This is a genomic window from Methylorubrum suomiense (assembly GCF_022179765.1).
GTDB lineage: Bacteria > Pseudomonadota > Alphaproteobacteria > Rhizobiales > Beijerinckiaceae > Methylobacterium > Methylobacterium suomiense.
In genome coordinates, this window is sequence record NZ_BPRE01000006.1 from 1 (window position 1) to 22151 (window position 22151).

General features: G+C 67.4%; 26 protein-coding genes and 1 tRNA gene. 5 read left to right on the forward strand and 22 right to left on the reverse strand.

The window, feature by feature from the left end; all coding sequences use genetic code 11:
• Window positions 1–368: 368 nt before the first annotated feature.
• The 13 genes from MFF26_RS10560 to MFF26_RS10620 all read right to left on the reverse strand — a co-directional run bounded on the left by MFF26_RS10560 (window position 369) and on the right by MFF26_RS10620 (window position 8847).
• Window positions 369–782, reverse strand: coding sequence for a hypothetical protein (locus MFF26_RS10560; protein ID WP_238307966.1), 414 nt, complete (start codon window positions 780–782; stop codon window positions 369–371).
• The gene (locus MFF26_RS10565) at window positions 782–1165 is read right to left on the reverse strand and encodes a hypothetical protein (RefSeq protein WP_238307967.1); all 384 of its coding nucleotides are present in this window, start codon (window positions 1163–1165) and stop codon (window positions 782–784) included. Before MFF26_RS10565 ends, MFF26_RS10560 begins: the two co-directional genes overlap by 1 nt.
• Window positions 1162–1680, reverse strand: coding sequence for a hypothetical protein (locus MFF26_RS10570; protein ID WP_238307968.1), 519 nt, complete (start codon window positions 1678–1680; stop codon window positions 1162–1164). Before MFF26_RS10570 ends, MFF26_RS10565 begins: the two co-directional genes overlap by 4 nt.
• Window positions 1681–1683: 3 nt before the next feature.
• Window positions 1684–2235 (reverse strand): methyltransferase domain-containing protein, encoded by a 552-nt coding sequence (locus MFF26_RS10575; protein WP_238307969.1) that lies wholly within the window; start codon window positions 2233–2235, stop codon window positions 1684–1686.
• A gap of 3 nt (window positions 2236–2238) precedes the next feature.
• Window positions 2239–2460: a hypothetical protein gene (locus MFF26_RS10580; protein ID WP_238307970.1), complete on the reverse strand. Its 222-nt coding sequence runs from the start codon at window positions 2458–2460 to the stop codon at window positions 2239–2241.
• Window positions 2457–3137 carry a hypothetical protein gene (locus tag MFF26_RS10585; protein WP_238307971.1) on the reverse strand — a complete coding sequence of 227 codons (681 nt, stop codon included), beginning with the start codon at window positions 3135–3137 and terminating at the stop codon, window positions 2457–2459. Before MFF26_RS10585 ends, MFF26_RS10580 begins: the two co-directional genes overlap by 4 nt.
• Window positions 3138–3236: 99 nt before the next feature.
• Window positions 3237–3313 (reverse strand) — tRNA-Arg (locus tag MFF26_RS10590).
• A gap of 196 nt (window positions 3314–3509) precedes the next feature.
• Window positions 3510–4334, reverse strand: coding sequence for a succinate dehydrogenase iron-sulfur subunit (locus tag MFF26_RS10595; protein WP_137827698.1), 825 nt, complete (start codon window positions 4332–4334; stop codon window positions 3510–3512).
• Window positions 4335–4404: 70 nt separating this feature from the next.
• A complete protein-coding gene (locus MFF26_RS10600) occupies window positions 4405–4665 on the reverse strand; it encodes a hypothetical protein (protein ID WP_137827697.1) in 261 nt (86 codons plus the stop codon).
• Window positions 4665–6485: a succinate dehydrogenase flavoprotein subunit gene (sdhA, locus tag MFF26_RS10605; protein ID WP_137827696.1), complete on the reverse strand. Its 1821-nt coding sequence runs from the start codon at window positions 6483–6485 to the stop codon at window positions 4665–4667. Before sdhA ends, MFF26_RS10600 begins: the two co-directional genes overlap by 1 nt.
• A gap of 28 nt (window positions 6486–6513) precedes the next feature.
• Window positions 6514–6933, reverse strand: coding sequence for a succinate dehydrogenase, hydrophobic membrane anchor protein (gene sdhD, locus MFF26_RS10610; RefSeq protein WP_137827695.1), 420 nt, complete (start codon window positions 6931–6933; stop codon window positions 6514–6516).
• Between the two features lie 11 nt (window positions 6934–6944).
• Complete coding sequence (gene sdhC, locus MFF26_RS10615; protein ID WP_137827694.1) at window positions 6945–7346, reverse strand: succinate dehydrogenase, cytochrome b556 subunit; 402 nt, start codon at window positions 7344–7346, stop codon at window positions 6945–6947.
• Between the two features lie 157 nt (window positions 7347–7503).
• On the reverse strand, window positions 7504–8847 hold the full coding sequence (locus MFF26_RS10620; protein WP_137827693.1) for an SLC13 family permease: 1344 nt from the start codon (window positions 8845–8847) through the stop codon (window positions 7504–7506).
• Between the two features lie 329 nt (window positions 8848–9176).
• Here MFF26_RS10620 and MFF26_RS10625 point away from each other — a divergent pair, with 329 nt between their 5' ends.
• The gene (locus MFF26_RS10625; protein WP_238308024.1) at window positions 9177–10067 is read left to right on the forward strand and encodes a LysR family transcriptional regulator; all 891 of its coding nucleotides are present in this window, start codon (window positions 9177–9179) and stop codon (window positions 10065–10067) included.
• 104 nt (window positions 10068–10171) lie between these two features.
• Here the strand turns inward: MFF26_RS10625 and MFF26_RS10630 are convergent, their stop codons facing one another.
• On the reverse strand, window positions 10172–11503 hold the full coding sequence (locus MFF26_RS10630) for an Nramp family divalent metal transporter (RefSeq protein ID WP_137827785.1): 1332 nt from the start codon (window positions 11501–11503) through the stop codon (window positions 10172–10174).
• 304 nt (window positions 11504–11807) lie between these two features.
• On the opposite strand from MFF26_RS10630, the gene mntR reads away from it, so the two are divergent.
• From mntR to MFF26_RS10645, 3 genes are all read left to right on the forward strand, one after another.
• A complete protein-coding gene (mntR, locus tag MFF26_RS10635; RefSeq protein ID WP_137827692.1) occupies window positions 11808–12278 on the forward strand; it encodes a manganese-binding transcriptional regulator MntR in 471 nt (156 codons plus the stop codon).
• 13 nt (window positions 12279–12291) lie between these two features.
• Entirely contained in the window at window positions 12292–12600 is a 309-nt protein-coding gene (locus tag MFF26_RS10640) for a hypothetical protein (protein ID WP_137827691.1), read from the forward strand.
• Between the two features lie 108 nt (window positions 12601–12708).
• Window positions 12709–12921 carry a hypothetical protein gene (locus MFF26_RS10645; protein ID WP_137827690.1) on the forward strand — a complete coding sequence of 71 codons (213 nt, stop codon included), beginning with the start codon at window positions 12709–12711 and terminating at the stop codon, window positions 12919–12921.
• A gap of 4 nt (window positions 12922–12925) precedes the next feature.
• Here MFF26_RS10645 and MFF26_RS10650 read toward each other — a convergent pair whose 3' ends face one another.
• Window positions 12926–13258 (reverse strand): hypothetical protein, encoded by a 333-nt coding sequence (locus tag MFF26_RS10650; protein ID WP_137827689.1) that lies wholly within the window; start codon window positions 13256–13258, stop codon window positions 12926–12928.
• Between the two features lie 42 nt (window positions 13259–13300).
• On the reverse strand, window positions 13301–13516 hold the full coding sequence (locus tag MFF26_RS10655; protein ID WP_137827688.1) for a hypothetical protein: 216 nt from the start codon (window positions 13514–13516) through the stop codon (window positions 13301–13303).
• Between the two features lie 299 nt (window positions 13517–13815).
• Between MFF26_RS10655 and MFF26_RS10660 the strand changes: the two genes are divergently transcribed.
• Window positions 13816–13962: a hypothetical protein gene (locus tag MFF26_RS10660; RefSeq protein WP_171015386.1), complete on the forward strand. Its 147-nt coding sequence runs from the start codon at window positions 13816–13818 to the stop codon at window positions 13960–13962.
• 123 nt (window positions 13963–14085) lie between these two features.
• Here the strand turns inward: MFF26_RS10660 and MFF26_RS10665 are convergent, their stop codons facing one another.
• The 6 genes from MFF26_RS10665 to MFF26_RS10690 all read right to left on the reverse strand — a co-directional run bounded on the left by MFF26_RS10665 (window position 14086) and on the right by MFF26_RS10690 (window position 21946).
• Entirely contained in the window at window positions 14086–15693 is a 1608-nt protein-coding gene (locus tag MFF26_RS10665) for a sulfite reductase subunit alpha (RefSeq protein WP_137827687.1), read from the reverse strand.
• A gap of 82 nt (window positions 15694–15775) precedes the next feature.
• The gene (locus MFF26_RS10670) at window positions 15776–17566 is read right to left on the reverse strand and encodes a NirA family protein (protein WP_137827784.1); all 1791 of its coding nucleotides are present in this window, start codon (window positions 17564–17566) and stop codon (window positions 15776–15778) included.
• Between the two features lie 11 nt (window positions 17567–17577).
• Complete coding sequence (locus tag MFF26_RS10675; protein ID WP_137827686.1) at window positions 17578–18813, reverse strand: NAD(P)/FAD-dependent oxidoreductase; 1236 nt, start codon at window positions 18811–18813, stop codon at window positions 17578–17580.
• Between the two features lie 171 nt (window positions 18814–18984).
• Entirely contained in the window at window positions 18985–19779 is a 795-nt protein-coding gene (locus MFF26_RS10680; protein ID WP_137827685.1) for an ABC transporter ATP-binding protein, read from the reverse strand.
• 11 nt (window positions 19780–19790) lie between these two features.
• The gene (gene ntrB / locus MFF26_RS10685) at window positions 19791–20654 is read right to left on the reverse strand and encodes a nitrate ABC transporter permease (protein ID WP_137827684.1); all 864 of its coding nucleotides are present in this window, start codon (window positions 20652–20654) and stop codon (window positions 19791–19793) included.
• A complete protein-coding gene (locus MFF26_RS10690; protein WP_137827683.1) occupies window positions 20654–21946 on the reverse strand; it encodes a CmpA/NrtA family ABC transporter substrate-binding protein in 1293 nt (430 codons plus the stop codon). Before MFF26_RS10690 ends, ntrB begins: the two co-directional genes overlap by 1 nt.
• Window positions 21947–22151 lie beyond the last annotated feature (205 nt).

Genomic DNA, 22151 nt, shown 5'->3' on the forward strand with positions numbered 1-22151 from the left:
ATCATAGCCGCGGCGGATAAATGGTCGGCTGAAAACCCCTCTAATTAATGCATACGCCATCATCAGCGATGGCGTATGCCACCGCGTTGGTGCGTTTGCTCCATAAGGCCGGGTATTTGCTCAATCGGTGTCTGTGTCGTCCCCGTCGAACCATGCGAGGAACTGTTCAACGTCGCGGCACCACCGCGCCCAAGCACGGTCAACCTCTTCCGGTGTCATGGTTTCTTCCTCCATGTCCGTTACCCTGTCCGCCAATCAATGAGCGCCAGCGCGAGGGATCGACGCCGGGACGGTCGAAACCCGTAGGGGTTCGATCCGAAGGACGAGAGCCCGGTGGCGGAGCCACGCGCCCATCAACCGTCTTCATCTCATTCCTCCCGCACTAAGGGGGAGGGGGAAGAGACGTCTCTGAAGGCAGCCAAAGCCCGGAACGCTTCGTGAGCCTCCTCGCGCGACTCGTAGACGGCACGCGCGCAATTTTCTTCCGCCGTCGTTAGCTGACCGATCCATTTTGCGCGCTTCAGGATCTTGCGCAGAGTCCGGCTAGTGGCTGGTTCTTGCTGGCGCCGGCTTCGTGCTTGAGCAGCCATGTACCCGCGAATGATGGGGCCGAACTTCCGCTCCATCTGCGCAACCTCGTGAATGAAGCCGGGCTCGTGTTCGCTAGCGTCGTGATGCGTGACCGACATCGCCGTTTCGGCCAGTCGGCGCACGAGATGCTGGAACGGGGTTTTGGGCTCACGAAGCTCAGTGGCCTCGTTCGCGTCGATCCACTCAGCCATCACGCGATCCCCTGCGTATGAGTGAGGGAACGAGACGCGAGGGGACTAGGCTCAAGCACTTGCAGGATCGCCCTCCGCAGCTTCGGGCAGGTCTTCCGTGCCTCCATGACAACGACAGCGTTGCGCAGTACGGCTGCGTAGTGATCCCGCTGGCGTTCGGCATCGGTCGGGGCCGGATCGTTCTCAGCGGCGTCGAGTGTCTGCCAGCGCAGGAGCCGGGTCAGTGCACTGACGACGAACCGGGCCGAAGCGCCCGAGTGGCGCTGCGCGTCGAAGAGACCGACCAGAGCCACCACATCGCGCTCAAGCATGATGCGGTCGCTATCGCGTCGGCCGGGCAGGGCGCGTAGCTCGCGTTCGGCGAATTCAATGAGATTGCTCATAGCGTGAACCTCTCTCGGTCGCAGTCGAGGCAAGGCTTGCCGTCGCCATCCTCACGGGCCGACTTGCAGAATTCGGCGCATTCCTGCGGGTTGGCCGGGCCATCTGTGAGCAGGCGCATCAAGCGAGCGTTCTCAGCCTCAACCGCAGCCTTGTCCTTCAGGACGAGGCGATAGAACTCGTCGTGGCGCGCGGCGCTGTTCACCCGGTGCCACACCTGCCAGATCAGAACGTCGGCGGCGTCAGAATGCCCGGCCGCGTCCAGCGCATCGATCACACCGCGCAAGTAGCCCCAATGGGTCGCGGTGTGCTTATCGACCTTCGTCTTGCGGTCGAAGGCGCCGAGCTTCTGAAGGGTGTCATTGGTCGGATGCTCGGTGAAGCCATCCATGACAGTGAGCAGGCGGCGGACGCCATCTTTGCTCAGCGAGTTGGAGAAGCCGCCGACAAGAGGCTCCTCCACGCGGCACATCTGGTCAGCAAGCCACTTGAGGGCGGCATTGGCTTCGGGGCCCATCCCTCAAGCCCCCTGCGTATGAGTGAGGGAACGGGGCGGGGTGGGATCGGACAACCGATTTGCGACCAGCGCCCCGCCGGCTGGCGTAGCTAAGATGCCGAAGCCTGCCGATGATGCTTGGCGGAGAGCGAAACACCCTCGGCCTCCAACGGCCCACAAGGCAGTGCCATTGCTCGGCGAGACGCCTTCGGAGCCGTCTGGCCGCAGGAACCGAATTTTGCGCGTGAACAGCACGAGGTCGGCGCGGACCCATGCTCGCCAGAACCACGGCGCCGACGTGCGATCAGGGGTGAGTGCGATGCCGTCGCCGTGATCGAAGAACCGATCCAGCCACGGCGCAATGCCGTTTCGACCCCCGAAGGGCGGGTTCATCCATACGAAGCCGCCCCACAGCGCAGCGAGGCCATCGCCATGTAGTCTCTCGTCGGCGGGAACATGGTCTTGGCCGAAGCGAGCCGGGGCAACGTCGAGATCGAAGCGGCAGCCTAGCGCCCCGAAGACGGCAGGCGGCGTGTACCATTCGTCCGACTGGCCAGGCGTATCCCAATACCCCATCCCTCAACCCTCCTGCGTGCGAGCAAGGGAACGGGGCGGGGCGAAGGCGTCAGCAGCACGATCCTGAGAAGCGGCCTTACGATCTTGGTGAGATGCGATGCCCGCGCGCTCAAGCGCTCGATACCAAGCATAGCTATCGAGCCGCTGGCACAGGAACGCGGCATCAGCCGCGGCCAGATCATCGCCGGCCGCCACGATGTCCATCAGTTCGTCGATCTTGCTCATGCGACAAGCTCCAACTGCTCGGGACGGCGTTCCCAGCCGCCGGGGGTCTGCATGGCGTCCCAGCGGTCGGCCATGGCGCGAGGGGTGTTCTGCGGGCGGTTGTGGTTCTGCGCGATGTCGGTGCTATCGACCGAGGCAAACGGCCAGCCCATGCCGCTCAACTGCATGCCCCGGAGCATGTGGACGTTCGGCAGATGCCGATGCTCGCCAGCTAGCGCGTTCCAACACTCGTCCATGCGGCGCCGCCACGGGTCCGACAGCACAACGGCATACTCAGCGGTCGAACCGATGCAGACGCGCGGCCAGTCGGCGCAGAGTTTCAGGAGCCGGTGCAGCGGTTCGTCCATGTGCCAGACGGGCGCGCCGCGATGGCCGAAAGGCCATTCTCGGATAAGAGCGTCCTGCAACTGCGAGCCGCCGTCGATCACGTCGGGGATTACCGCCCACGTGGTCGGGTAGCCGAGCCATTTGTCAGCCCACGCATAGTAGGCAGGCCAGTCGGTGTCCTTGTTGTGCTTCCATTTCGAGAAAGCGCCGTTGTCGAGCATCACGCTCTGGCCGATCTGGTGACAGCGCGCGACATCCTGCGGCGCCGCGTGCGACACGCAGAAGTGCCGGCCTGCGAGTTCGTACAGCGCGGAGACCGGAGTGATCGGCGTGCCGTGATAGTGGATCACGGGCGCACCAAATGGGGTGATACCGGGTCCCACTTTTCGCTAGGCGTGCGGGTCCCACCGGCAAGCCGGTGTTGATTTGATGGGGGTTTTAGGCCGGACTGGCGTCCCCGGGAGGAATCGAACCTCCGACCCCAGGTTTAGGAAACCTGTGCTCTGTCCGGCTGAGCTACGGAGACGTTGCCCCGACACCTAACATCGAAGTGGGACAGCGCCAACCCGATGGTCAATCGACCGAGAGGCGCGATACCGCCGATCGCGCTGGAAAAACGGCCGGGTTCCGGAGAATCGGCCCCGGATCTGCAGGCGGACCGCGGTGAGGCCCTGAAGGCCGCCATGCGATCTGCCAGAGTGGGGCGGCGTCGGGCCCGAAACTCAGACCGTGCGCTCGATCATCATCTTCTTGATCTCGGCGATGGCCTTGGCCGGGTTGAGGCTCTTCGGGCAGGTATTGGCGCAGTTCATGATCGTGTGGCAGCGGTAGAGCCGGAACGGATCATGCAGCGCGTCGAGGCGCTCGCCGGTGTTCTCGTCGCGCGAATCGATCAGCCAGCGATAGGCCTGGAGCAGGGCCGCCGGGCCGAGGAACTTGTCGCCGTTCCACCAATAGCTCGGGCAGGAGGTGGTGCAGCAGGCGCACAGGATGCACTCGTAGAGGCCGTCGAGACGGGCGCGGTCCTCCGGCGTCTGCTTCCACTCCTTCTCGGGGGAGGGCGTCTCGGTCTGGAGCCAGGGCTCGATCGAGGCGTGCTGAGCGTAGAAGTTCGTCAGGTCCGGCACGAGATCCTTGAGGACCGGCATGTGCGGCAGCGGGTAGATCCGCACCGCCCCGTCCTTGTCCTTGCGGGTCAGGAAGGGGAGGGCGTTGTCGGGAGTCCGGCACTCGTCGATGCCCATGGTGCAGGCGAGCGCGTTCTGGCCCTCGATGTTCATGGCGCAGGAGCCGCAGATGCCTTCGCGGCAGGAGCGGCGGAAGACCAGCGTCGGATCGACCTTGTTCTTGATCCACAGCAGCGCGTCGAGCACCATCGGCCCGCAATCGTCGCGATCGACCCGGTAGGTGTCGATGCGCGGATTCTTCCCGTCATCGGGGTTCCAGCGGTAGATGCGGAACACCTGCACGTTCTTGGCGCCGTCCGGAGCGGGCCAGGACTTGCCCTCGGTCAGCTGGGAGTTCTTGGGAAGGTTGAACTGGGCCATATCCCTGTACCTTTGAGGTGCGGCGAAGATGCGGTGACCTGCGCCGGCTACGGCTCGTCTCGAAAACTCGTCATGGGCGGCCGAGCCGGTCGGCCACCAAGCGCTCGGCCTCGGCGCGGGACGGCGGCTTCCCGCCCGGTCCCGCTCGGCGGAACCGCACGGGCTCGACCCTGGGGTCGATCAGGCGGAGCCGACCCTCGGTGGCCGCGCGTGCCGATCGGTCGATCCCGCGCTGGACCATCCTCCCGAACTCGCGGCGCGCTTGTTCGACCCGCTCCGGAGCAGCGGCCGCGGCGAGCGAGGCATGGCCGAGATCGGAGCGCCCGAACATCAATACACGCGTGCCTTCGGCTCGATGTACTGGATCTCGTTCGACATGGTGTAGGTGTGCACCGGGCGGTAATCGATATTGACCGCGTGGGCATTCGGATCGAGCCACGCGAGCGTGTGCTTCATCCATTCCTTGTCGTCGCGCTCGGCGTAGTCCTCGCGGGCATGCGCTCCGCGGCTCTCCTTGCGGTTGGCCGCGGAATCCATGGTGACGACCGCCTGACCGATCAGGTTGTCGAATTCGAGCGTTTCGAGAAGGTCGGTGTTCCAGACCAGCGAGCGGTCGGAGACCTTCACGTCGGCGACGCCGCGCCAGACATCGTGGATCAGGCCCTGGCCCTCTTCCAGCACCTCGCCGGTGCGGAAGACCGCGCAGTTGTTCTGCATCGTCCGCTGCATCCGGTCGCGCAGTTCCGCCGTCGGCGTGCCGCCATCGGCGTAGCGGAAGCGGTCGAGGCGGCCGAGCGCCTTCTCGGCCGAATCCCGCGGCAGCTCCGGCTGGCGGGCGTTCGGCTCGACGATGTCGGCGCAGCGCAGGCCCGCGGCGCGGCCGAACACCACGAGGTCGATCAGCGAGTTGGAGCCGAGGCGGTTGGCGCCGTGCACGGAGACGCAGGCCGCCTCGCCGAGCGCCATCAGGCCCGGCACCACCGTATCCGGATCGCCGTTCTTCAGGGTGAGCACCTCGCCGTGATAGTTCGTCGGGATGCCGCCCATGTTGTAATGGACCGTCGGCAGGACCGGGATCGGCTCCTTGGTGACGTCGACGCCCGCGAAGATCTTGGCGCTTTCCGAGATGCCGGGCAGGCGCTCGTGCAGGATCTTCGGGTCGAGATGGTCGAGGTGCAGGAAGATGTGATCCTTGTTCTTGCCCACGCCGCGGCCGTCACGGATCTCCATGGTCATTGAGCGGGAGACCACGTCGCGGGAGGCGAGATCCTTGGCGGAAGGGGCGTAGCGCTCCATGAAGCGCTCGCCCTCGGAGTTGGTCAGGTAACCGCCCTCGCCCCGGGCGCCCTCGGTGATAAGGCAGCCGGCGCCGTAGATGCCGGTCGGGTGGAACTGCACGAACTCCATGTCCTGCAGCGGCAGGCCGGCGCGCAGCACCATGGCGTTGCCGTCGCCGGTGCAGGTATGGGCGGAGGTCGCCGAGAAATAGGCACGGCCGTAGCCGCCGGTGGCCAGAATGGTCTGCTGGGCGCGGAAGCGGTGGATCTCGCCGGTGGCCTGATCGATGGCGATGACGCCGCGGCAGCGCCCGTCATCGTCCATGATCAGGTCGAGGGCGAAGTACTCGATGAAGAACTGAGTCTTGTTCTTCACTGCCTGCCCGTAAAGCGTGTGCAGCATGGCGTGACCGGTCCGGTCCGCCGCGGCGCAGGTGCGCTGCGCGGTGCCCTTGCCGTAATCGGTGGTCATGCCGCCGAAGGGCCGCTGATAGATCTTGCCTTCCTCGGTCCGCGAGAACGGCACGCCCCAATGCTCCAACTCGTAGACCGCCGCGGGCGCGTTCCGCACGAGGTACTCGATCGCGTCCTGGTCGCCGAGCCAGTCCGACCCCTTCACGGTGTCGTACATGTGCCAGCGCCAGTCGTCCGGGCCCATATTGCCGAGCGAGGCCGAGATGCCGCCCTGGGCCGCCACCGTGTGGGAGCGGGTCGGGAACACCTTGGTGATGCAGGCGGTGCGCAGACCCGCCTGCGAGCACCCGACGGTGGCGCGCAGGCCGGCGCCGCCCGCGCCGACGATCACCACGTCGAAGGTGTGGTCGGTGATGGCGTAGGCCGGGGCGCCGCTGCCGTTCGATCCGTTGGAAGCCATTGGAGTCGTCCTCAGCTGAAGGATGCCGTCAGGCGAGCCCGCCCAGGCTCACGCGGATGATCGCGTAGAGACAGGCGGCGGCGACCGCGACGGCGTAGAAGGTGTTGGCGATGAGCGCCGCGTATTTGAGACCGTGGCTGTGCACGTAGTCCTCGATGACGACCTGCATGCCGAGGCGCATGTGCAGGGCCACCGAGACGACGGCGAGGATCAGGATGATCGCCACGAGCGGATGCGCCACGAGGGCGACCGCCTCCGGATAGGTCCGGCCGGCCATCTTGGCGATGATCACCACGAAGGCGAGCATCAGGAGCGCGTTGGCGGCACCGGTGACGCGCTGCATCCAGAAATGCTCGGCGCCGTGGCCGGCAGCCCCGAGGCCCTTCACCCGAGCCCGGGGGGTGCGCATCGAGAGCGCGGTGTTCTGGCGGTTGTCGACCTGGGACATGGCAGCGGCTCTCAGCGCAGGACGAGGGCGAGCGCCCAGATGACGACGGTGAGGATCACCGATCCGATCAGCGTCGCGCGGGCGAGGCCGAGGCGCCGGTCGCGGTCGAAGCCGTAGCCCGCATCCCAGACGAAGTGGCGCAGGCCGCCCAGCATGTGGTGCATCAGCACCCAAGTGTAGCCGAACAGGACCAGACGCCCGATCCACGAGCCGAAGAACCACGCCACGAAGTCGTAGGCCCTCGGGCCGGAGGCGAGCGCCACCAGCCAGATCGCCACCAGGGCGGTGCCGCCATAGAGCGCCGTGCCGGTGACGCGGTGGAACACCGACATCGCCATGGTCCAAGTCCAGCGGTAGATCTGGAGATGGGGCGAGAGCGGCTGAGCGACCGTCGGTCTCACGGTTGGGGCCATCGCGATCAGTTTCCTCGCGTCCGGGACAGGTTCGAAGACGAGCTCGAACTTTGGATTGTTTCGAAAGAAGGGTTAGGGCGCCCGGCATCGGCGGGCAATGCCCCGTGCTGCGCTGCAGCATGAGACGAAATAACGAACAGGCCGATCTGTCTCATGCTCACGCCAGCCTCCCGGTCAGGCGAAACCAGAGATAGGCCAGAGGCGCGGCAACGATCAGGGAGACGAGACCGCTCGCCGCGGTCAACTTGGTCGCATCCCGCAGGGAGAGTCCGGCGAGATCCATGGTCATGACGATCGGCGGCGCCTGATAGGGCAGGAACAGCGTCGAGTAGCCGACCACCTGCACCATCAACACGCTCAGCAGGTCGAGGCCGCTGCTGCCCGCGAATTCTCCGGCCAGCGCGGTGTAGAGCGCGGGTGCGCCGTTGGCCGTGCCGACAAACAGGAAGCCGATCGACAATCCGACGAGCGTCGCGAAATTGGTTGCATCCGCCCCCGGCTGCAGCGGCGCGACCGCGAGCAAAGCGTGACCGATCCGGGCCCCGAGCCCGGTCTCGTTGACGATGGCGGTCAGCCCGAACAGGGCGGCGACGTAGAAGCAGGTCCGCAGCGGGATATCCGAGAAGCTGGTGCTGGGAAGCATGCCGATTCTCGGCATCAGACAGATCACCGCGGCGGCGAGTCCGATCCAGGCCGGGGCGATGCCGTGCCAGCCGTCGGTGAGCCACAGGCCGAGCATGAGGGCGAGGACGACCGCCAGACGCCGCTCCTCACCGGACATCGGGGGAAGCGACACGGGTGCGGGCCGGGTGCCGTCGAGCCGGTCGGGAAACAGCACCACGGTGCAGGCAACGAGGATCGCGCCCTTCACGAGGCCGAGAACGGGTGTGTGCAGGAAGAGGTAGGGCAGGTAGGCGAGGTGGATGCCGAAGAGGGTTTCGGCGGTGCCGGCCATGACGAGGTTCGGCACGTTGGCGGGCAGGATGGCGGCCGAGAGAACCGGCGTGGCGATCCCGAAGGCCAGGATCGCCCCCCTGCGCCCCGGACGTCCGGCCGTGAGGCCGAAGGCGTCGCAGAGCGCGATCAGCACCGGCACCATCACGGCGATGCGCCCGAGATTGGACGGCATGATGAAGGCCAGGGCGAAGGAGAAGGCGACGAGGCCGGCGACGAAGCCCGGATAGGAGGCCGGCAGCCGCGCCGCGAGCATCCGGGCGAGCCGGTCGCCGAGCCCCGTACGGTTCATGGCCAGCCCCACCACCATCCCGCTCGTCACCAGCCAGAAGGCGGAGGAGGCGAAGCCCGAGAACACCGTCTGGGCCGGCGCGAGCTTGAGAAGCATCGCCGCCGCGAAGAACAGCAGGGCGGTCACGACCTCGGCGACGAGACCGGTGGCCCACAGGCCCATGCACAGCACGAGAAGGGCCGCAGTCGCCGCAACCACACCGGTTGCCGCGACCGTGCCCTGTCCCCCCATGATCTGTGCCGCCGCAGCGCTCATGGGCCGCGTTCAAACGTGAATTTGAATCGTTCGCAATTCGGCTTTCGTGGTGGATGCCTTCGCCAAATGCGAAGGCTAGCGATCGGCTCGCGCTCTTGTGAAGTCCGGGAAGGCCGGCATTCGCTGTTTCAACGGCGAACGCGGACGGTTCCACGTGGCCGCGTGAGCCCGTTTCGGCCGCGCTATCGATCACCCGTGCAGGCGATCCGGCCGAGGACTTGGCCGCAGGGAAGCGATTCCCGGAAGGAATCGGGCAGGTCGTCCCGTCGGGATCGGCGCGGCCTCCTTTCCCTCGGAGGGGAGAGAGGGCAGCGTGGCGGCCACCCATGATGCGATTCGATCTCGTCGACCTGAACCTGTTCCGCCATATCGTCGAGGCGGGCTCCATCACCCATGGCGCCGAACGGGCGAATCTCGCCCTGGCCGCCGCCTCCACCCGCATTCGCGCGATGGAGGTCTCCCTCGGCGCCGCTCTGCTCGTGCGCGGGCGCCTCGGCGTCAGCCCGACCCAGGCCGGCCGCACCTTGCTGGGTCATATCCGCGACATCTTGGGCCAGATCGAGCGGATGCAGGGCGATCTGTCGGTCTTCGCCGGCGGCGCCGTCGGCCAGATCCGGGTCCTGTCGAACACCAACGCGCTCACCGAATTCCTGCCCGAGGCGCTCTCGGCCTATCTCGCCCTCCACACCGGCGTGAGCGTCGACATCGAGGAGCGCACGTCGGACGAGATCGTCGGGATGGTGGCCGACGGCGCCGCCGATCTCGGCATCGTCGCGGGCACGGTCGATACCGGACGGCTCCAGACCTTCCCGTTCCGCCACGACCGCTTCGTCGCCGTGGTCGCCCCCGATCACCCGCTCGCCCGGCGGACGGACATCGATTTCGCCGAGGTCTTGGAGCACGACCTCGTCGGACTCGACCGGCCGAGCGCCCTGACCCGCTTCCTCGCCGACAAGGCAGCCCGGATCGGGCGGCCGATGCGGCTGCGGGTGCAGCTCAGGAGCTTCGACGCGGTCTGCCGCCTCGTCGAATGCGGGGTCGGCCTCGGCATCGTACCGGAGACGACGGCGCGCCGGGCCAAGCGCATCACCGACATCGCCCTCGTGCCCCTGCGCGACCCCTGGGCCGTCCGCGACCTGATGCTGTGCCTGCGCGATCTCGACGCGCTCCCGCCCTTCGCCCAGGATTTCGTGGCGCATCTGCGCGCGGTGGGGACCTAGAGCATCGTGTCGGATATCGGATCCGGCACGATGCTCTCGGTTATTGTGACGCATCGGCTTTTTCCGAAAGCCGGCTCCCACCTTTCGGGCCGATGCTCTACGGATCAGCCGAGAATCGTATCGACCAGAAGCTTCCCGTTGAGCACGACGATCAATCCGGCGATGGCCCAGGACAGCACGCCGAGCCAGCGCGGGACCGTGAACGCCCCCATCAATCCGCGGTCGGAGACGAAGCGCACCAGCGGGATGACCGCGAAAGGCAGCTGCATCGACAGCACCACCTGACTGAGCACGAGGAGCTTCGCCGTTCCCTGATCGCCGTAGAGCGCGGTCACGGCGACCACCGGGACGATGGCGATGCCCCGCGTCACGAGGCGGCGCGCCCAATCCGGCAGGCGCAGGCGCAAGAAGCCCTCCATGACGATCTGGCCGGCGAGCGTCGCGGTGACCGTCGAGTTGAGGCCGGACGCCAACAGGGCCACGGCGAACAGCGTCGAGGCGAGGCCGACGCCGAGCAGCGGGGACAGCAGCTCGTGGGCCTGCTCGATCTCCTCCACATCGGTGCGCCCGGTCGCGTGGAACACGGCGGCCGCCAGGATCAGGATCGCGGCGTTGACGAAGAGCGCGAGCATCAGGGCGATGGTCGAGTCCGCAACCACGAAACGCAGGGCTTCGCGGCGCCCGCCCTCCGTGCGGGGATAGGCGCGGGTCTGCACGATGGCCGAGTGGAGGTAGAGATTGTGGGGCATCACGGTGGCGCCGATGATGCCGATGGCGATGTAGAGCGCGGCCGGGTTGGTCACGATCTCCCGGGACGGCACGAAGCCGCCGAGCACCGCCTGGACCGGCGGCGCGGCGAGGACGATCTGGACCGCGAAGCAGACGAAGATGATCGTCAGGAGCCCGATCACGAAGGCTTCGAGGGCGCGAAACCCCTTCCGCAGAAGCAGGAGCACCACGAAGACGTCGAGGGCGGTGATGACGGCGCCGAGAGTCAGCGGAATGCCGAACAGGAGCTTGAGGGCGATGGCGGTGCCGATGACCTCGGCGAGGTCGCAGGCGATGATCGCCGCCTCGCAGATCAGCCAGAGCGCGAAGCCGACCGGACGCGGGTAACGTGCGCGGCAGGCCTGGGCGAGGTCGAGGCCGGTGGCGATGCCGAGCCGGGCGGCCAGCGCCTGCAGCACGATCGCCATGAGGTTCGACAGCAGGATGACGGCGAGCAGGGTGTAGCCGAACTGGGCGCCGCCCGCGATGTCGGTGGCCCAGTTGCCGGGATCCATGTAGCCGACCGAGACCATGTAGCCCGGGCCGAGGAAGGCAAGGAATCGCCGCAGCCACGATCCACCGGCGGAGACCGGCACGCTGCCGTTGAGCGCGCCGAGACTCGGCCCCAGGGCGGGCGCCTCCGGTGCGGGCCGTCGAACTCGATCCATCACGGTGTCCACGCGCATCGCGGCCCTCGGTCTTCATCCACCCCGCGCCGCGGATCCCCGGCCCGGCCGCCGCCGGGCGGAAGAGATGCGGGTCGAGCGCGACGCGGAAGCAGGGAAGCGGCCCGGCACGCAGGCCGAGCCCTCTTATAGCCAAAGCTATAAAGCTGCGCCGGTGCTTTCATCAAGGGGGCGAACGAAAGCGCCGCAGGATTCCCGCTTCGCCCCGGCTTGGGGTAGAGAGGGCTGAGATGCGGCATCCGTGCCGCTGCGGATCCGGCCCCGAGCGAGGAGAGCGCCGTTCATCATGCAGGAATCGCCGCGCGAGTCCGCTGGGCCCGACGACGGGGCACCGCTCGTCGATCCGGAGGTCCATGTCGAAAGCTTCCGCCAAGCGCGCGAGGCGCGACGACTGGAACTCGTGGAGGATTACGTCGAGCTGATCGCCGATCTGATCGGCGATGGCGGCGAGGCGCGGCAGGTCGACATCGCCGCCCGGCTCGGCGTCGCCCAACCGACCGTCGCCAAGATGCTCAAGCGTCTGGCCGAGGATGGGCTGGTGCAGCAGCGGCCCTATCGCGGCGTGTTCCTCACGGCGGCGGGACAGGCGCTGGCGGCCCAGTCGCGGGAGCGCCACCGCATCGTCGAGCGATTCCTCTGCGCCCTCGGCGTCAGCACGGAGACGGCCCGCCGCGACGCGGAGGGCATCGAACACCATGTGAGTGCCGAGACCCTGGACGCATTCCGCCGCTTCGCCGACGCGCGCCTCGGGTCGTGAGGAAAGAAACCGGATGGAACTGAACCAGCAACTGGCGGCACTCGCCGCCGTCAGCGCCCGCCACGATGCCGCAGTGACCAACCTCGCCGAGAGCGTGGCCGATCTCGGAGCCAAGCAGGTCGCCCATCAGATGGCGGTGGGCTTCCTGGCCAGCGTGCTGCGCTCGATCGATTCCGACCATTACGACGAGCGATTGGAGGGCTACCTCGCCATGCTGCGCGACGCCCTGTTTCGCGACGATCCCGACGCGGTGCTCGCCAACACCGTGCTGGAAACCCTGGAACGGTCGCTGCGCCCCGCGCAGGAATCGGACGAGTCGTGAGAGCCGCCGACCGATCCGCATGATCGGCGCGGGATCGTGATCGGTCCGCGATCCCCGTTCGTCTCGCCCTCGCTTGGTCCGGGCGCGACGGCGTGGCACAACCGCCCCATGGCCGATCGGACCACCCATCCCTATTCCATCGACGTCAGGCCCTGCTGGCGGGCGCCGGACCGCTACGTCTGCTCGATCCGCGAGAAGGGGACGCCGCGGCGCTACGGCCCACAGACCTACGCCACCTTCGACGAGGCGCGCCGGGCCGCCCAGGAACGGCTGCGTCAGCTGGTCTTCGAATGGCAGCTCGTCGGGCCGGAGCCGCGATAGACGATCAACCGGAGCTCGCTCCGTCGCCGCCGGATCCATCGCCACTCGAGCCGTCGCCGCTGGCATCGCCACCGAACTCGGCTCCGCCACCGATCCGGATCTCCTCGTCGTCGATCCAGGCGAAGAGCAGGCCGAAGGCGCCGTGCAGCGCCATCAGCGCGACGGTCGCGATGAGCCATGACACGCTCACCGGCACGCCGGGAGCGCCGAGCAGGAGCGCGGACAGCACCTGCGCCGCGAGCAGGCACAGCGCGTTGACGCAGAGAACAGAGTGGATGAGCAGGCAGAGCGGACGCTCCATGACGGCGTCGCCGCCGGTCCAGATCGTCAACCACACCGGCGCGCTTTCGCGCTGACCGCGCCGAGGCCGAAACGGTCCCTAGGCCCGCTCGCCGTCGGCGGACTGGGCATACTGGACCAGGGCCGCCATCTGGGCCGGTGCGCGAAACACGCGGCCATCCTCCGTCTCCACATAGACGTCCGAGGCGCCCATGCTGGCGAAGGTCATGGCCCGCTCCGCCGCCCGGACGCCGACGGCGTGCGGCTCGGCGGACGACGATCCGGCTGGGCCGGTCCAATGTACAGTGTAGCGCATGGTTCGCTGCTCCTCTCATCACGAGCATACGCGAGGAAGACCAGACGCGCGAGAGCGCTACCAGGATCGCGAACCGGCAGCCTGAGCAAGAAACCGTCAATTACCGTTCATACGGACACGGAAAGTATCATCTATTGTCGATGCGGTTGCGCCGCCTCAAACCAGCACTCGGCCACTGAATGCACTGCACAATACACGCTTCAGACTGCTGAAGATTGATTCTTCCACTTGATGCCGGGCCACATCTCTGCAACCATTAGAACAACGCATATTAACCGTAGCCAGGGGAGATTACCGTGTTGATCGTTGTCTACTGCGTTGCCGTCTTCGCAGCCTTCATCCTGATGCGTTTGGTTAGAGAGATCAGCAAAACATTCCATCATGACAGCAACGGCGCAGATCTCATGCTGGCTGAAATCGGCCGGAAGCGGCTGGAATTTTCATAAACCGCCGCTCGTAGGCAGCGGCACTCGAATTCTGCGAGGTCTTCACCAAGACAGCCCCGGCCTCGAAGCGGTCGAGCCGGCCTCGGAAGCGTGCGGCCCCGAAGACCGCACGCTTCGCGGCGATCAGTACACGTCGGCCTGATAGCGGCCCGCCTTCTTGAGCGCGGCGAGGTAGGCCACCGCCTCGTCGGGGTTCTTGCCGCCGTGGCTCGCGGCGACGTCGATGATCGCCCGCTCCACGTCCTTGGCCATGCGCTTGGCATCGCCGCAGACGTAGAAATGGGCGCCGCCCTCCAGCCACTTCCACAATTCGGCGCCGTTCTCGCGCATCCGGTCCTGAACGTAGGTCTTCTCGGCACCGTCGCGGGACCAGGCCAGCGACAGGCGCGTCAGCACCTTGTCGTCCTTCAGCCCGTTCAGCTCGTCCTTGTAGAAGAAGTCCGAGGCCTGCCGCTGATGGCCGTAGAACAGCCAGTTGCGGCCCGGCGCCTGCGTGGCGGCGCGCTCGCGCAGGAAGGCGCGGAACGGGGCGATGCCGGTGCCCGGCCCGCACATGATGACGTCCTTCGAGAGATCCTCGGGCAGGGCGAAGCCGTGCGCCTTCTGAAGGTAGATCTTGACCTTCGTCTGCTCGGAAAGCCGTTCGCCGAGATGGGTCGAGGCCACACCGAGGCGCAGCCGCGAGCGGTGGTTGTAGCGCACGGCGTCGACCGTCAGCGAGACGCGGCCGGTATCCATCTTCGGCGAGGACGAGATCGAGTAGAGCCGCGGCTGCAACTCGTCGAGCGCTTCGAGGAAGACTTCCGCGTCGGGTCGGGCGCCGGGGAATTTGTGAAGCGCACCGAGCACGTCGAGATAGGCGGCGTCGCCGTCCGGATCCTCGCCGGCGGCGAGCGCCTGCGCCTTCTTGCGCTGCTCGCCGGAGGTGAGGAGCGAGAGGAGCTGGTAGAGATTGTCCGGCGCCGCACCGAGCGCGTACTCGGTCAGCAGGCGATCCCGCAGGGTCTTGGACCCGATCTTCCGTTCGGGACGGGCGCCGAGCTCGGCGATCACCGCATCGACCAGAGCCGGCGCGTTGGCCGGAAACAGCCCGAGGGAATCCCCGACCACGTACTCGATCGGCGTGTCCTTCAGGTCGATCTCGATATGCCACGTCTCCTTCTCGCCGCCCGGTGCATTGAGGCGGGTGCGCGAGAGGAAGGTGGCCTCGACGGGGTTCTCGCGGCAATAGCCCAGCGGCCCGAGCTCCGGCTCCTTCTTGTCCGAAGCCTCGCCGGCGCCTTTCGCGGCGGGTGCGGCTCCACCGGCGCTGCCGAATTCCTCGTCGAGCTTCTTGAGCATGCGCATCGTCTCTTTGCCGCCCGGCTGGCAAAGGTTCAGGCGCTCCTCGCTCTTGAGGAAGATGGCATTGGCGTAGTCCGCGCAGTTGTAGCCGCATTGGCCGCAATCCTGCTGCGCCATGGCGGCCATCAGCTTCTGCGGCTCGGACTTGTCCTTGGCGAGGTCCATGCGGTCGGTGATCGGCATCGACGGGTCGTGCCAGGGCGCGTCGTCGTTGTCGGCGAGCCGGGGACCGGTGGCCGGGGCCTCGCCCGGTGCGAGGGCGGTCGCCCCCTCGACGGCGGGGCCGAGCAGGGCGGCGAAGTAGCCCGACAGCCAGGAGCGCTGGTCGGCACTGAAGGGGGCGCTCTCGGGGATCAGGACGAGCGGGGGCGTGACGTGCTGGGTCATGGCGATTACCGGATGAACGGACGAAATGCGTATCGGACGGCGCCCTTCCCACCGGCGGGGCGAGGGGTCGGCGCCGTCCGCGTCATGCGGCGGCCTTCAGGACCGGCTGCTCCTGCGCCGCGTCGCGCAGGGCCTCGGGCCCCTTGCGGGCGGTGAAGGTCTGGAAGCTCTCGTCCTTGCTCTCGCGCAGGGCGAGATAGGTCTTGAGCAGGGCCTCGACGCGGGTTGGCGCGTCCTCGGCCTTCACGGCCTTCCAAATCTCGGTGCCGATCTTCGGGTTCTCGGCGAAGCCGCCGCCCACGACGATGTCGTAGCCCTCGACGGTGTCGCCTTCTTCCGAGACCACGACCTTGGCGCCGATCAGGCCGATATCGCCGATGTAATGCTGAGCGCAGCTGTGGTGGCAGCCGGTGAGGTGAACGTTCACCGGCACGTCGAGGCCCGGCACCGCCCGCTCGACATGGTCGGCGATGATCATCGCGTGGCCCTTGGTGTCGGAAGCGGCGAACTTACAGCCGCGCGCACCGGTGCAGGCGACGAGCCCGGAGCGGATGCCGGCGGCCTTCGTGGTGAGGCCGAGCGCTTCCACGCGGGCCTCGACCTCGGCGACCTTGTCGTCCGGCACGCCCGAGAAGATGAAGTTCTGCCAGACCGTCATGCGGAACTGGCCGTCGCCGCACTCGGCCGCGACCTTCGCCAGCCCCCGCATCTGGTCGCTGGTCATCTTGCCCACGGGGAGCACCACGCCGACCCAGTTCAGACCGGGCTGCACCTGGGCGTGCACGCCCACATGACTGAAGCGGTCGGTCGGCCGGCGGGGCGCGACATGGGCGGCCTCGACCCGGTCGAGCTTGCGCCCCAGCTTCTCCTCGACGGCGGCGAGGTACTTGTCGAAGCCCCAGGCGTCGAGGACGTACTTCATCCGCGATTTGTTGCGGTTGGTGCGGTCGCCGTTCTCGATGAAAACCCGGATGATCGCATCCGCCACCTTGTTGCAATCCTCGGGCTTGAGGACGATCCCGGTGTCGCGGGCCAGGTCCTTGTGACCCGAGATGCCGCCGAGCACGAGGCGCATCCAGACGCCCGGCGCGACCGCAGCCCCCTCCAGCACTTCGATCGCCTGGAAGCCGATGTCGTTCGTCTCCTCCAGAGCCGGCGTCACGCCGCCGCCGTCGAAGGAGACGTTGAACTTACGCGGCAGGCCATAGAGCGAGCGATCGTTGAGGATCCAGTTGTGCCAAGCCTTGGTAAGGGGCCGCGTGTCCAACAGCTCCTGCGCGTCGATACCGGCCGCCGGCGAGCCGGTGACGTTGCGGATGTTGTCGGCGCCCGCACCCTGCGCCGTCAGGCCGAGATCGGTCAGCCCGTCGAGGAAGGGCTGTGCATGCTCGGGGGCGATCTCACGCACTTGCAGGCCCGCGCGGGTGGTGACGTGGCTGTAACCGCCGCCATGGGCGTCCGCGAGATCGGCAATTCCGGAGACCTGCCAGTGCTGGAGGATGCCGTTGGGCACCCGGATCCGGCACATGTAGGAGACCTGGTTCGGCGCGACCCAGAACATGCCGTGATAGCGCCAGCGGAAATTGTCCTCTGGCTTGGGCTGCTTGCCGGTGGCGGCCTCCGCCTTCAGGCGATTGTGCCCGTCGAACGGATTCTCGGCCCGCTTCCACTTCTCCTGGTCGCACAGCTTGCCGCCGCCCTTCACGGTGCGGTCCTGCGCCTTGATGTGGATCGCGTCCGGGCCGGTCGGCTCGGTGACGGTGGCGCCCTGAGGCTGCCCGATCGCCAGACCGCCGGTCATCCGGGCGGCGGCGATGCCCGAGGCGAAGCCTTCGAGATAGCGCTTCTGCTCGGCGTTGAAGTCGTCTTCCATCGCTGCCTCACTCACGCTGCGAGGGTTTTCGGGGCCGGGCCGAACATCAGATCGTCCCGGTCGTTCGGATCGAGCGGCGTGCGGTCGCGGATCAGTGCCTTGCAGCGCGCCTGCTCGGAGATGTCGCCGACGAAGACCGCGCCCGCGAGGCACCCGTCGGCGATGATCAGCTTGCGGTAGAGCCCGGCCGCCGCATCGTGCATCACGACCGCTTCCGCGCCCTCGGGGGTATCGACAATGCCAGCGGAGAAGACCGGCAGGCCCGACACCTTGAGGCTCGTGGCAAGCGACGTGCCGGGATAGGTCGCGGCCTCGCCGAGAAGGTGGCGCGCCAGCACGTCGGCCTGCTCGTAGGCCGGCTCGACGAGGCCGTAGACCATGCCGCGATGCTCGGCGCATTCGCCCAACGCGAAGACGTCGGGATCCGAGGTGGTCATGCGGTCGTCGACCGTGATGCCGCGCCCGCAGGCGAGCCCGCAGGACTGCGCCAGGGCCGTCGAGGCCCGGATGCCCACCGACATCACGACGAGGTCGGCGGGGATCACGCTGCCGTCCTTCATGCGCAGACGCTCGACACGACCGTCGCCCTCGATGGCGGCGGTGTTGGCCGACAGCACCATCTTGACCCCGCGCGCCTCCATCGCGGTGCGCACGAGGCGGGCCGCGGCGTGGTCGAGCTGGCGCTCCATGACCCGGTCCATGACGTGGACCAGCGTGGTGTCGACGCCGAGCCGGGCGAGCCCGACGGCGGCCTCCAGCCCGAGCAGGCCGCCGCCGATGACGACGGCCTTCGCATGCTCCACGGCGGCCTTGCGGATCGCCGCGACATCGGAGAAATCGCGGAAGGTCAGCACCCCGGGCAGGTCGATGCCCGGCAGCGGCAACCGGATCGGCAGCGAGCCCACCGCCAGCACCAGCCGATCGTAGGGCAGGACATGGGCGGAGCCGACGACGGCCAGGCGGTTCGCCCGGTCGATCTCGGTGACGGGTGCCCCGGTGATGAGGCGCAGGCCGTGCTCCTCGTACCAGGGGAGGGGGCGGAAACCGCAGGCCGCCTCGTCCACCTCCCCGCCGAGCAGCGAGGACAGCAGGACCCGGTTGTAGGCCGCCACCGGCTCGGCGCCGACCACCGTCACGTCGAACCGCCCCGGCGCCCGCTCGGTCAGGCGCTCCAGGAAGCGCAGCGAGGCCATGCCGTTGCCGACGACGACGAGCCTTTCCTTCGGTTTTTGAGTTTCTGTCGGCATCGCGATGCTTTTTTGGATGTCCTGCCCTGGCCCTCATCCCGAGGTGCCGGAGAGAAGCGGAGGCCTCGAAGGAGGCCACCAGATCTCGCGGTGATCCCCGGAGCCCTCCTTCGAGGCCCGCCCGGAGGCGGGCATCTCAGGATGAGGGGACCCGGTCGGATGGGGCGCGGCTCAAGCCGCCATGGCCGGCTTGGCGTGGCGGGCGTAGAGGAATTCGAGCACCGCGGCGCGGGCATGGACGTAGGTGGTGTCCTCCACGAGATCGAGGCGGCGGCGGGGACGGGGCAGGGGCACCGGCAGGATCTCGCCGATGGTGGCCGAGGGACCATTCGTCATCATCACGATGCGGTCGGACAGGAGTACGGCCTCGTCCACGTCGTGGGTGATCATGATGACGGTGTTCCGCAGCCGCGTCTGGATCTCCATGAGCTGATCCTGGAGATGGGCGCGGGTCAGCGCGTCGAGCGCGCCGAACGGCTCGTCCATCAAGAGCACGGTCGGCTCCATGGCGAGCGCGCGGGCGATGCCGACGCGCTGCTTCATGCCGCCGGAGATCTCCGCCGGGCGCTTGTCGGCAGCGTGCATCATGTTCACCAGGGCGAGGTTGTGCTCGATCCACTCAGCCCGCTCCGTGCGGGACTTCTTGCCCTTGAGCACCTTGTCGACGGCGAGCGCCACGTTCTCGCGCACCGTCAGCCAGGGCAGGAGCGAGTGGTTCTGGAACACCACGGCGCGGTCGGGACCGGGGGCGTTCACCTCCTTACCGTCGAGGAGCACGCCGCCGGTCGAGGCCTTGAGCAGGCCGGCGACGATGTTGAGCACCGTCGACTTGCCGCAGCCCGAATGGCCGATGATCGAGACGAACTCGCCCTTGGCGATGTCGAGGTTCACGTCGCGCAGCACTTCCGACGTCTTGCCGCCGCGGCGGAACGAGATGCCGACCTGGGAGAGGGAGAGATGGGCCATGGCGACGCTCCTCAGGCTGCGCTGGTGCCGCGGGTGACGAGCACGCCGACGCCGGCGACCAGACGGTCGAGGACGAAGCCGATGAGCCCGACATAGACCAGGGCGACGATGATCTCGCTGATATGCGACGAGTTCCACGCGTCCCAGATGAAGAAGCCGATTCCGACGCCGCCGATCAGCATCTCGGCCGCGACGATGGCGAGCCAGGACAGACCGACGCCGATGCGAAGACCGGTGAAGATGTACGGCGCCGCCGAAGGCAGCATGATCTTGTAGAAGAACTCGATCGGGTTCAGCCGGATGACCGCCGAAACGTTGCGGTAGTCCTGCGGAATGTTGCGGATGCCGACCGCGGTGTTGATGATGATCGGCCAGATCGAGGTGATGAAGATCACGAAGATCGCGCTCGGCTGGCCGTCGCGGAAGGCGGCCAGCGAGAGCGGGAGCCATGCCAGCGGCGGGATCGTGCGCAGCACCTGGAAGATCGGGTCGAGGCCGCGCATCGCCCATTCGGACTGGCCGACCAGAGTGCCGAGCAGCACGCCCGCGATCACCGCCAGCGAGAAGCCCAGAGCCACGCGCTGGAGGCTGGCCGAGATGTGCCAGAAGAGGCCCTTGTCGGTGCCGCCGTTGTCGTAGAACGGATCGACGATGATGTCCCAGGCTTCCGTGACCACCCGGGAGGGCGGCGGCAGGCCGGCGGTGGGGGAGGAGCACAGCACCTCCCAGAGAAGCAGGAAGCCCGCGAGCACGACGAGCGGCGGTACGATGCGGGCCGCGACCCCGCGAACGCTCGCCATGGTGACGAGCGGCGTGCGGGCCTTGGTGGCGGCCCGCGCGCGCGAAGCGGTGGAGAGGGTTGCTCCGGTGGCCATCACGCGACCTTCTTGATGCCGAGACTGGAGAGGTAGGCGGCGGGGTTCGCCGGATCGAAGACCTTGCCGTCGAACATCGTCTCGACGCCGCGGGAGGTGGAGGTCGGGATGCTCGCGACACCGAGCGCCTTGGCGGCCTCGCGCCACAGATCCTCGCGGTTGACCTTGCCGATCAGGGCCTTGGTGTCGGTGGCCGGATCGAACTTGCCCCAGCGGATGTCCTCGGTGAGGAACCACAGGTCGTGGGACTGGTAGGGGTAGGACGCGTTGTCGGCCCAGAACTTCATCGTGAAGGGGCTGTTCTCGACGACCTTGCCGGTGCCGTAATCGAACTTGCCCTTCATGCGGTCGATGACGTCGGCCACCGGCACGTTGATCCATTGGCGCTTGGCGACGATGGCGGCGAGCTCGTCACGGTTCTCCGGCTTCTCGCACCATTGCTGGGCCTCCATCACCGCCATCAGCAGGGCCTTGGCGGCGTTGGGATACTTGTCGACCCAGGCCGCGCGCATGGCGAAGGCCTTCTCGGGATGGTCCTTCCAGAGTTCGCCCGTGGTGACGGCGGTGTAGCCGATGCCCTGGTGGATGAGCTGCTCGTTCCACGGCTCGCAGACGCAGAAGCAGTCCATCGTGCCGACCTTCATGTTCGCCACCATCTGCGGCGGCGGCACCACGATGGTCTCGATGTCCTTGTCGGGGTCGATGCCGCCGGCCGCGAGCCAGTAGCGGATCCAGAGATCGTGCGTGCCGCCGGGGAAGGTCATCGCGGCCTTCACCGCCTTGCCGGAGGCCTTCTTGGCCTCCAAGGCGACTTTGAACGGCTTGGTGTCGAGGCCGATCTTCTGGTCGATGTATTCCTTGGAGATCGAGATGCACTGACCGTTCAGGTTCAGGCGGGCCATGATGTACATCGGCACCGGGACGTTGTTCTGCGTCACGCGGCCGGCGGAAATCAGGTAGGGCATCGGCGTCAGGATATGCGCGCCGTCGATGCCGTTGCCCTCCGAGCCCAGCACGAGATTGTCGCGGGTGGTGCCCCAGGAGGCCTGCTTGAGCACCTCGGTGTCCGGCATGCCGTACTTGGCGAAGATGCCCTTCTCCTTGGCCACGAAGAGCGGCGCCGCGTCGGTCAGCGCGATGAAGCCGAGCTTGGCGCCCTTCACCTCCGGCCCCGCGCCCTGCGCGAAGGCACCACCCGGAAGCGCCGCGCGGGCCGCGCCGGCGAGCGCGAGCGCGGCGGCCGCGCCCTTGATGATACCGCGGCGGGTCGTGTTGCCGTGATCGATCGTCATCCGCTTCCTTGTCCCCAGCGCGCCCTCGGCGCATGAAAAAAGCCGCCGTCCGGGATCGCCTGCGCGATCGAATCGTCGCGTGCGAAAAATCCGGATCAGCGGCTCTGCTGACGGTCGGGCCCATCGCCTTTGACGGGCCCATGCGGGAGGACTTGCAGGGACCGTGCCAAGCGGGCCGGAGGCCTGTTCACAAGTCTCATGACGC

Coding starts and splice junctions, on each gene's coding strand:
- MFF26_RS10640 (WP_137827691.1), top strand. CDS start 12,292: ATGGAACTGAACCAGCAACTGGCGGCACTCGCCGCCGTCAGCGCCCGC.
- MFF26_RS10630 (WP_137827785.1), bottom strand. CDS start 11,503: ATGGATCGAGTTCGACGGCCCGCACCGGAGGCGCCCGCCCTGGGGCCG.
- MFF26_RS10560 (WP_238307966.1), bottom strand. CDS start 782: ATGGCTGAGTGGATCGACGCGAACGAGGCCACTGAGCTTCGTGAGCCC.
- sdhA (WP_137827696.1), bottom strand. CDS start 6,485: ATGGCTTCCAACGGATCGAACGGCAGCGGCGCCCCGGCCTACGCCATC.
- MFF26_RS10595 (WP_137827698.1), bottom strand. CDS start 4,334: ATGGCCCAGTTCAACCTTCCCAAGAACTCCCAGCTGACCGAGGGCAAG.
- sdhC (WP_137827694.1), bottom strand. CDS start 7,346: ATGGCCCCAACCGTGAGACCGACGGTCGCTCAGCCGCTCTCGCCCCAT.
- MFF26_RS10670 (WP_137827784.1), bottom strand. CDS start 17,566: ATGGAAGACGACTTCAACGCCGAGCAGAAGCGCTATCTCGAAGGCTTC.
- MFF26_RS10645 (WP_137827690.1), top strand. CDS start 12,709: ATGGCCGATCGGACCACCCATCCCTATTCCATCGACGTCAGGCCCTGC.
- MFF26_RS10565 (WP_238307967.1), bottom strand. CDS start 1,165: ATGAGCAATCTCATTGAATTCGCCGAACGCGAGCTACGCGCCCTGCCC.
- sdhD (WP_137827695.1), bottom strand. CDS start 6,933: ATGTCCCAGGTCGACAACCGCCAGAACACCGCGCTCTCGATGCGCACC.
- MFF26_RS10655 (WP_137827688.1), bottom strand. CDS start 13,516: ATGCGCTACACTGTACATTGGACCGGCCCAGCCGGATCGTCGTCCGCC.
- MFF26_RS10575 (WP_238307969.1), bottom strand. CDS start 2,235: ATGGGGTATTGGGATACGCCTGGCCAGTCGGACGAATGGTACACGCCG.
- MFF26_RS10675 (WP_137827686.1), bottom strand. CDS start 18,813: ATGCCGACAGAAACTCAAAAACCGAAGGAAAGGCTCGTCGTCGTCGGC.
- MFF26_RS10620 (WP_137827693.1), bottom strand. CDS start 8,847: ATGAGCGCTGCGGCGGCACAGATCATGGGGGGACAGGGCACGGTCGCG.
- MFF26_RS10600 (WP_137827697.1), bottom strand. CDS start 4,665: ATGTTCGGGCGCTCCGATCTCGGCCATGCCTCGCTCGCCGCGGCCGCT.
- MFF26_RS10680 (WP_137827685.1), bottom strand. CDS start 19,779: ATGGCCCATCTCTCCCTCTCCCAGGTCGGCATCTCGTTCCGCCGCGGC.
- MFF26_RS10625 (WP_238308024.1), top strand. CDS start 9,177: ATGCGATTCGATCTCGTCGACCTGAACCTGTTCCGCCATATCGTCGAG.
- MFF26_RS10570 (WP_238307968.1), bottom strand. CDS start 1,680: ATGGGCCCCGAAGCCAATGCCGCCCTCAAGTGGCTTGCTGACCAGATG.
- MFF26_RS10665 (WP_137827687.1), bottom strand. CDS start 15,693: ATGACCCAGCACGTCACGCCCCCGCTCGTCCTGATCCCCGAGAGCGCC.
- mntR (WP_137827692.1), top strand. CDS start 11,808: ATGCAGGAATCGCCGCGCGAGTCCGCTGGGCCCGACGACGGGGCACCG.
- ntrB (WP_137827684.1), bottom strand. CDS start 20,654: ATGGCCACCGGAGCAACCCTCTCCACCGCTTCGCGCGCGCGGGCCGCC.
- MFF26_RS10690 (WP_137827683.1), bottom strand. CDS start 21,946: ATGACGATCGATCACGGCAACACGACCCGCCGCGGTATCATCAAGGGC.
- MFF26_RS10580 (WP_238307970.1), bottom strand. CDS start 2,460: ATGAGCAAGATCGACGAACTGATGGACATCGTGGCGGCCGGCGATGAT.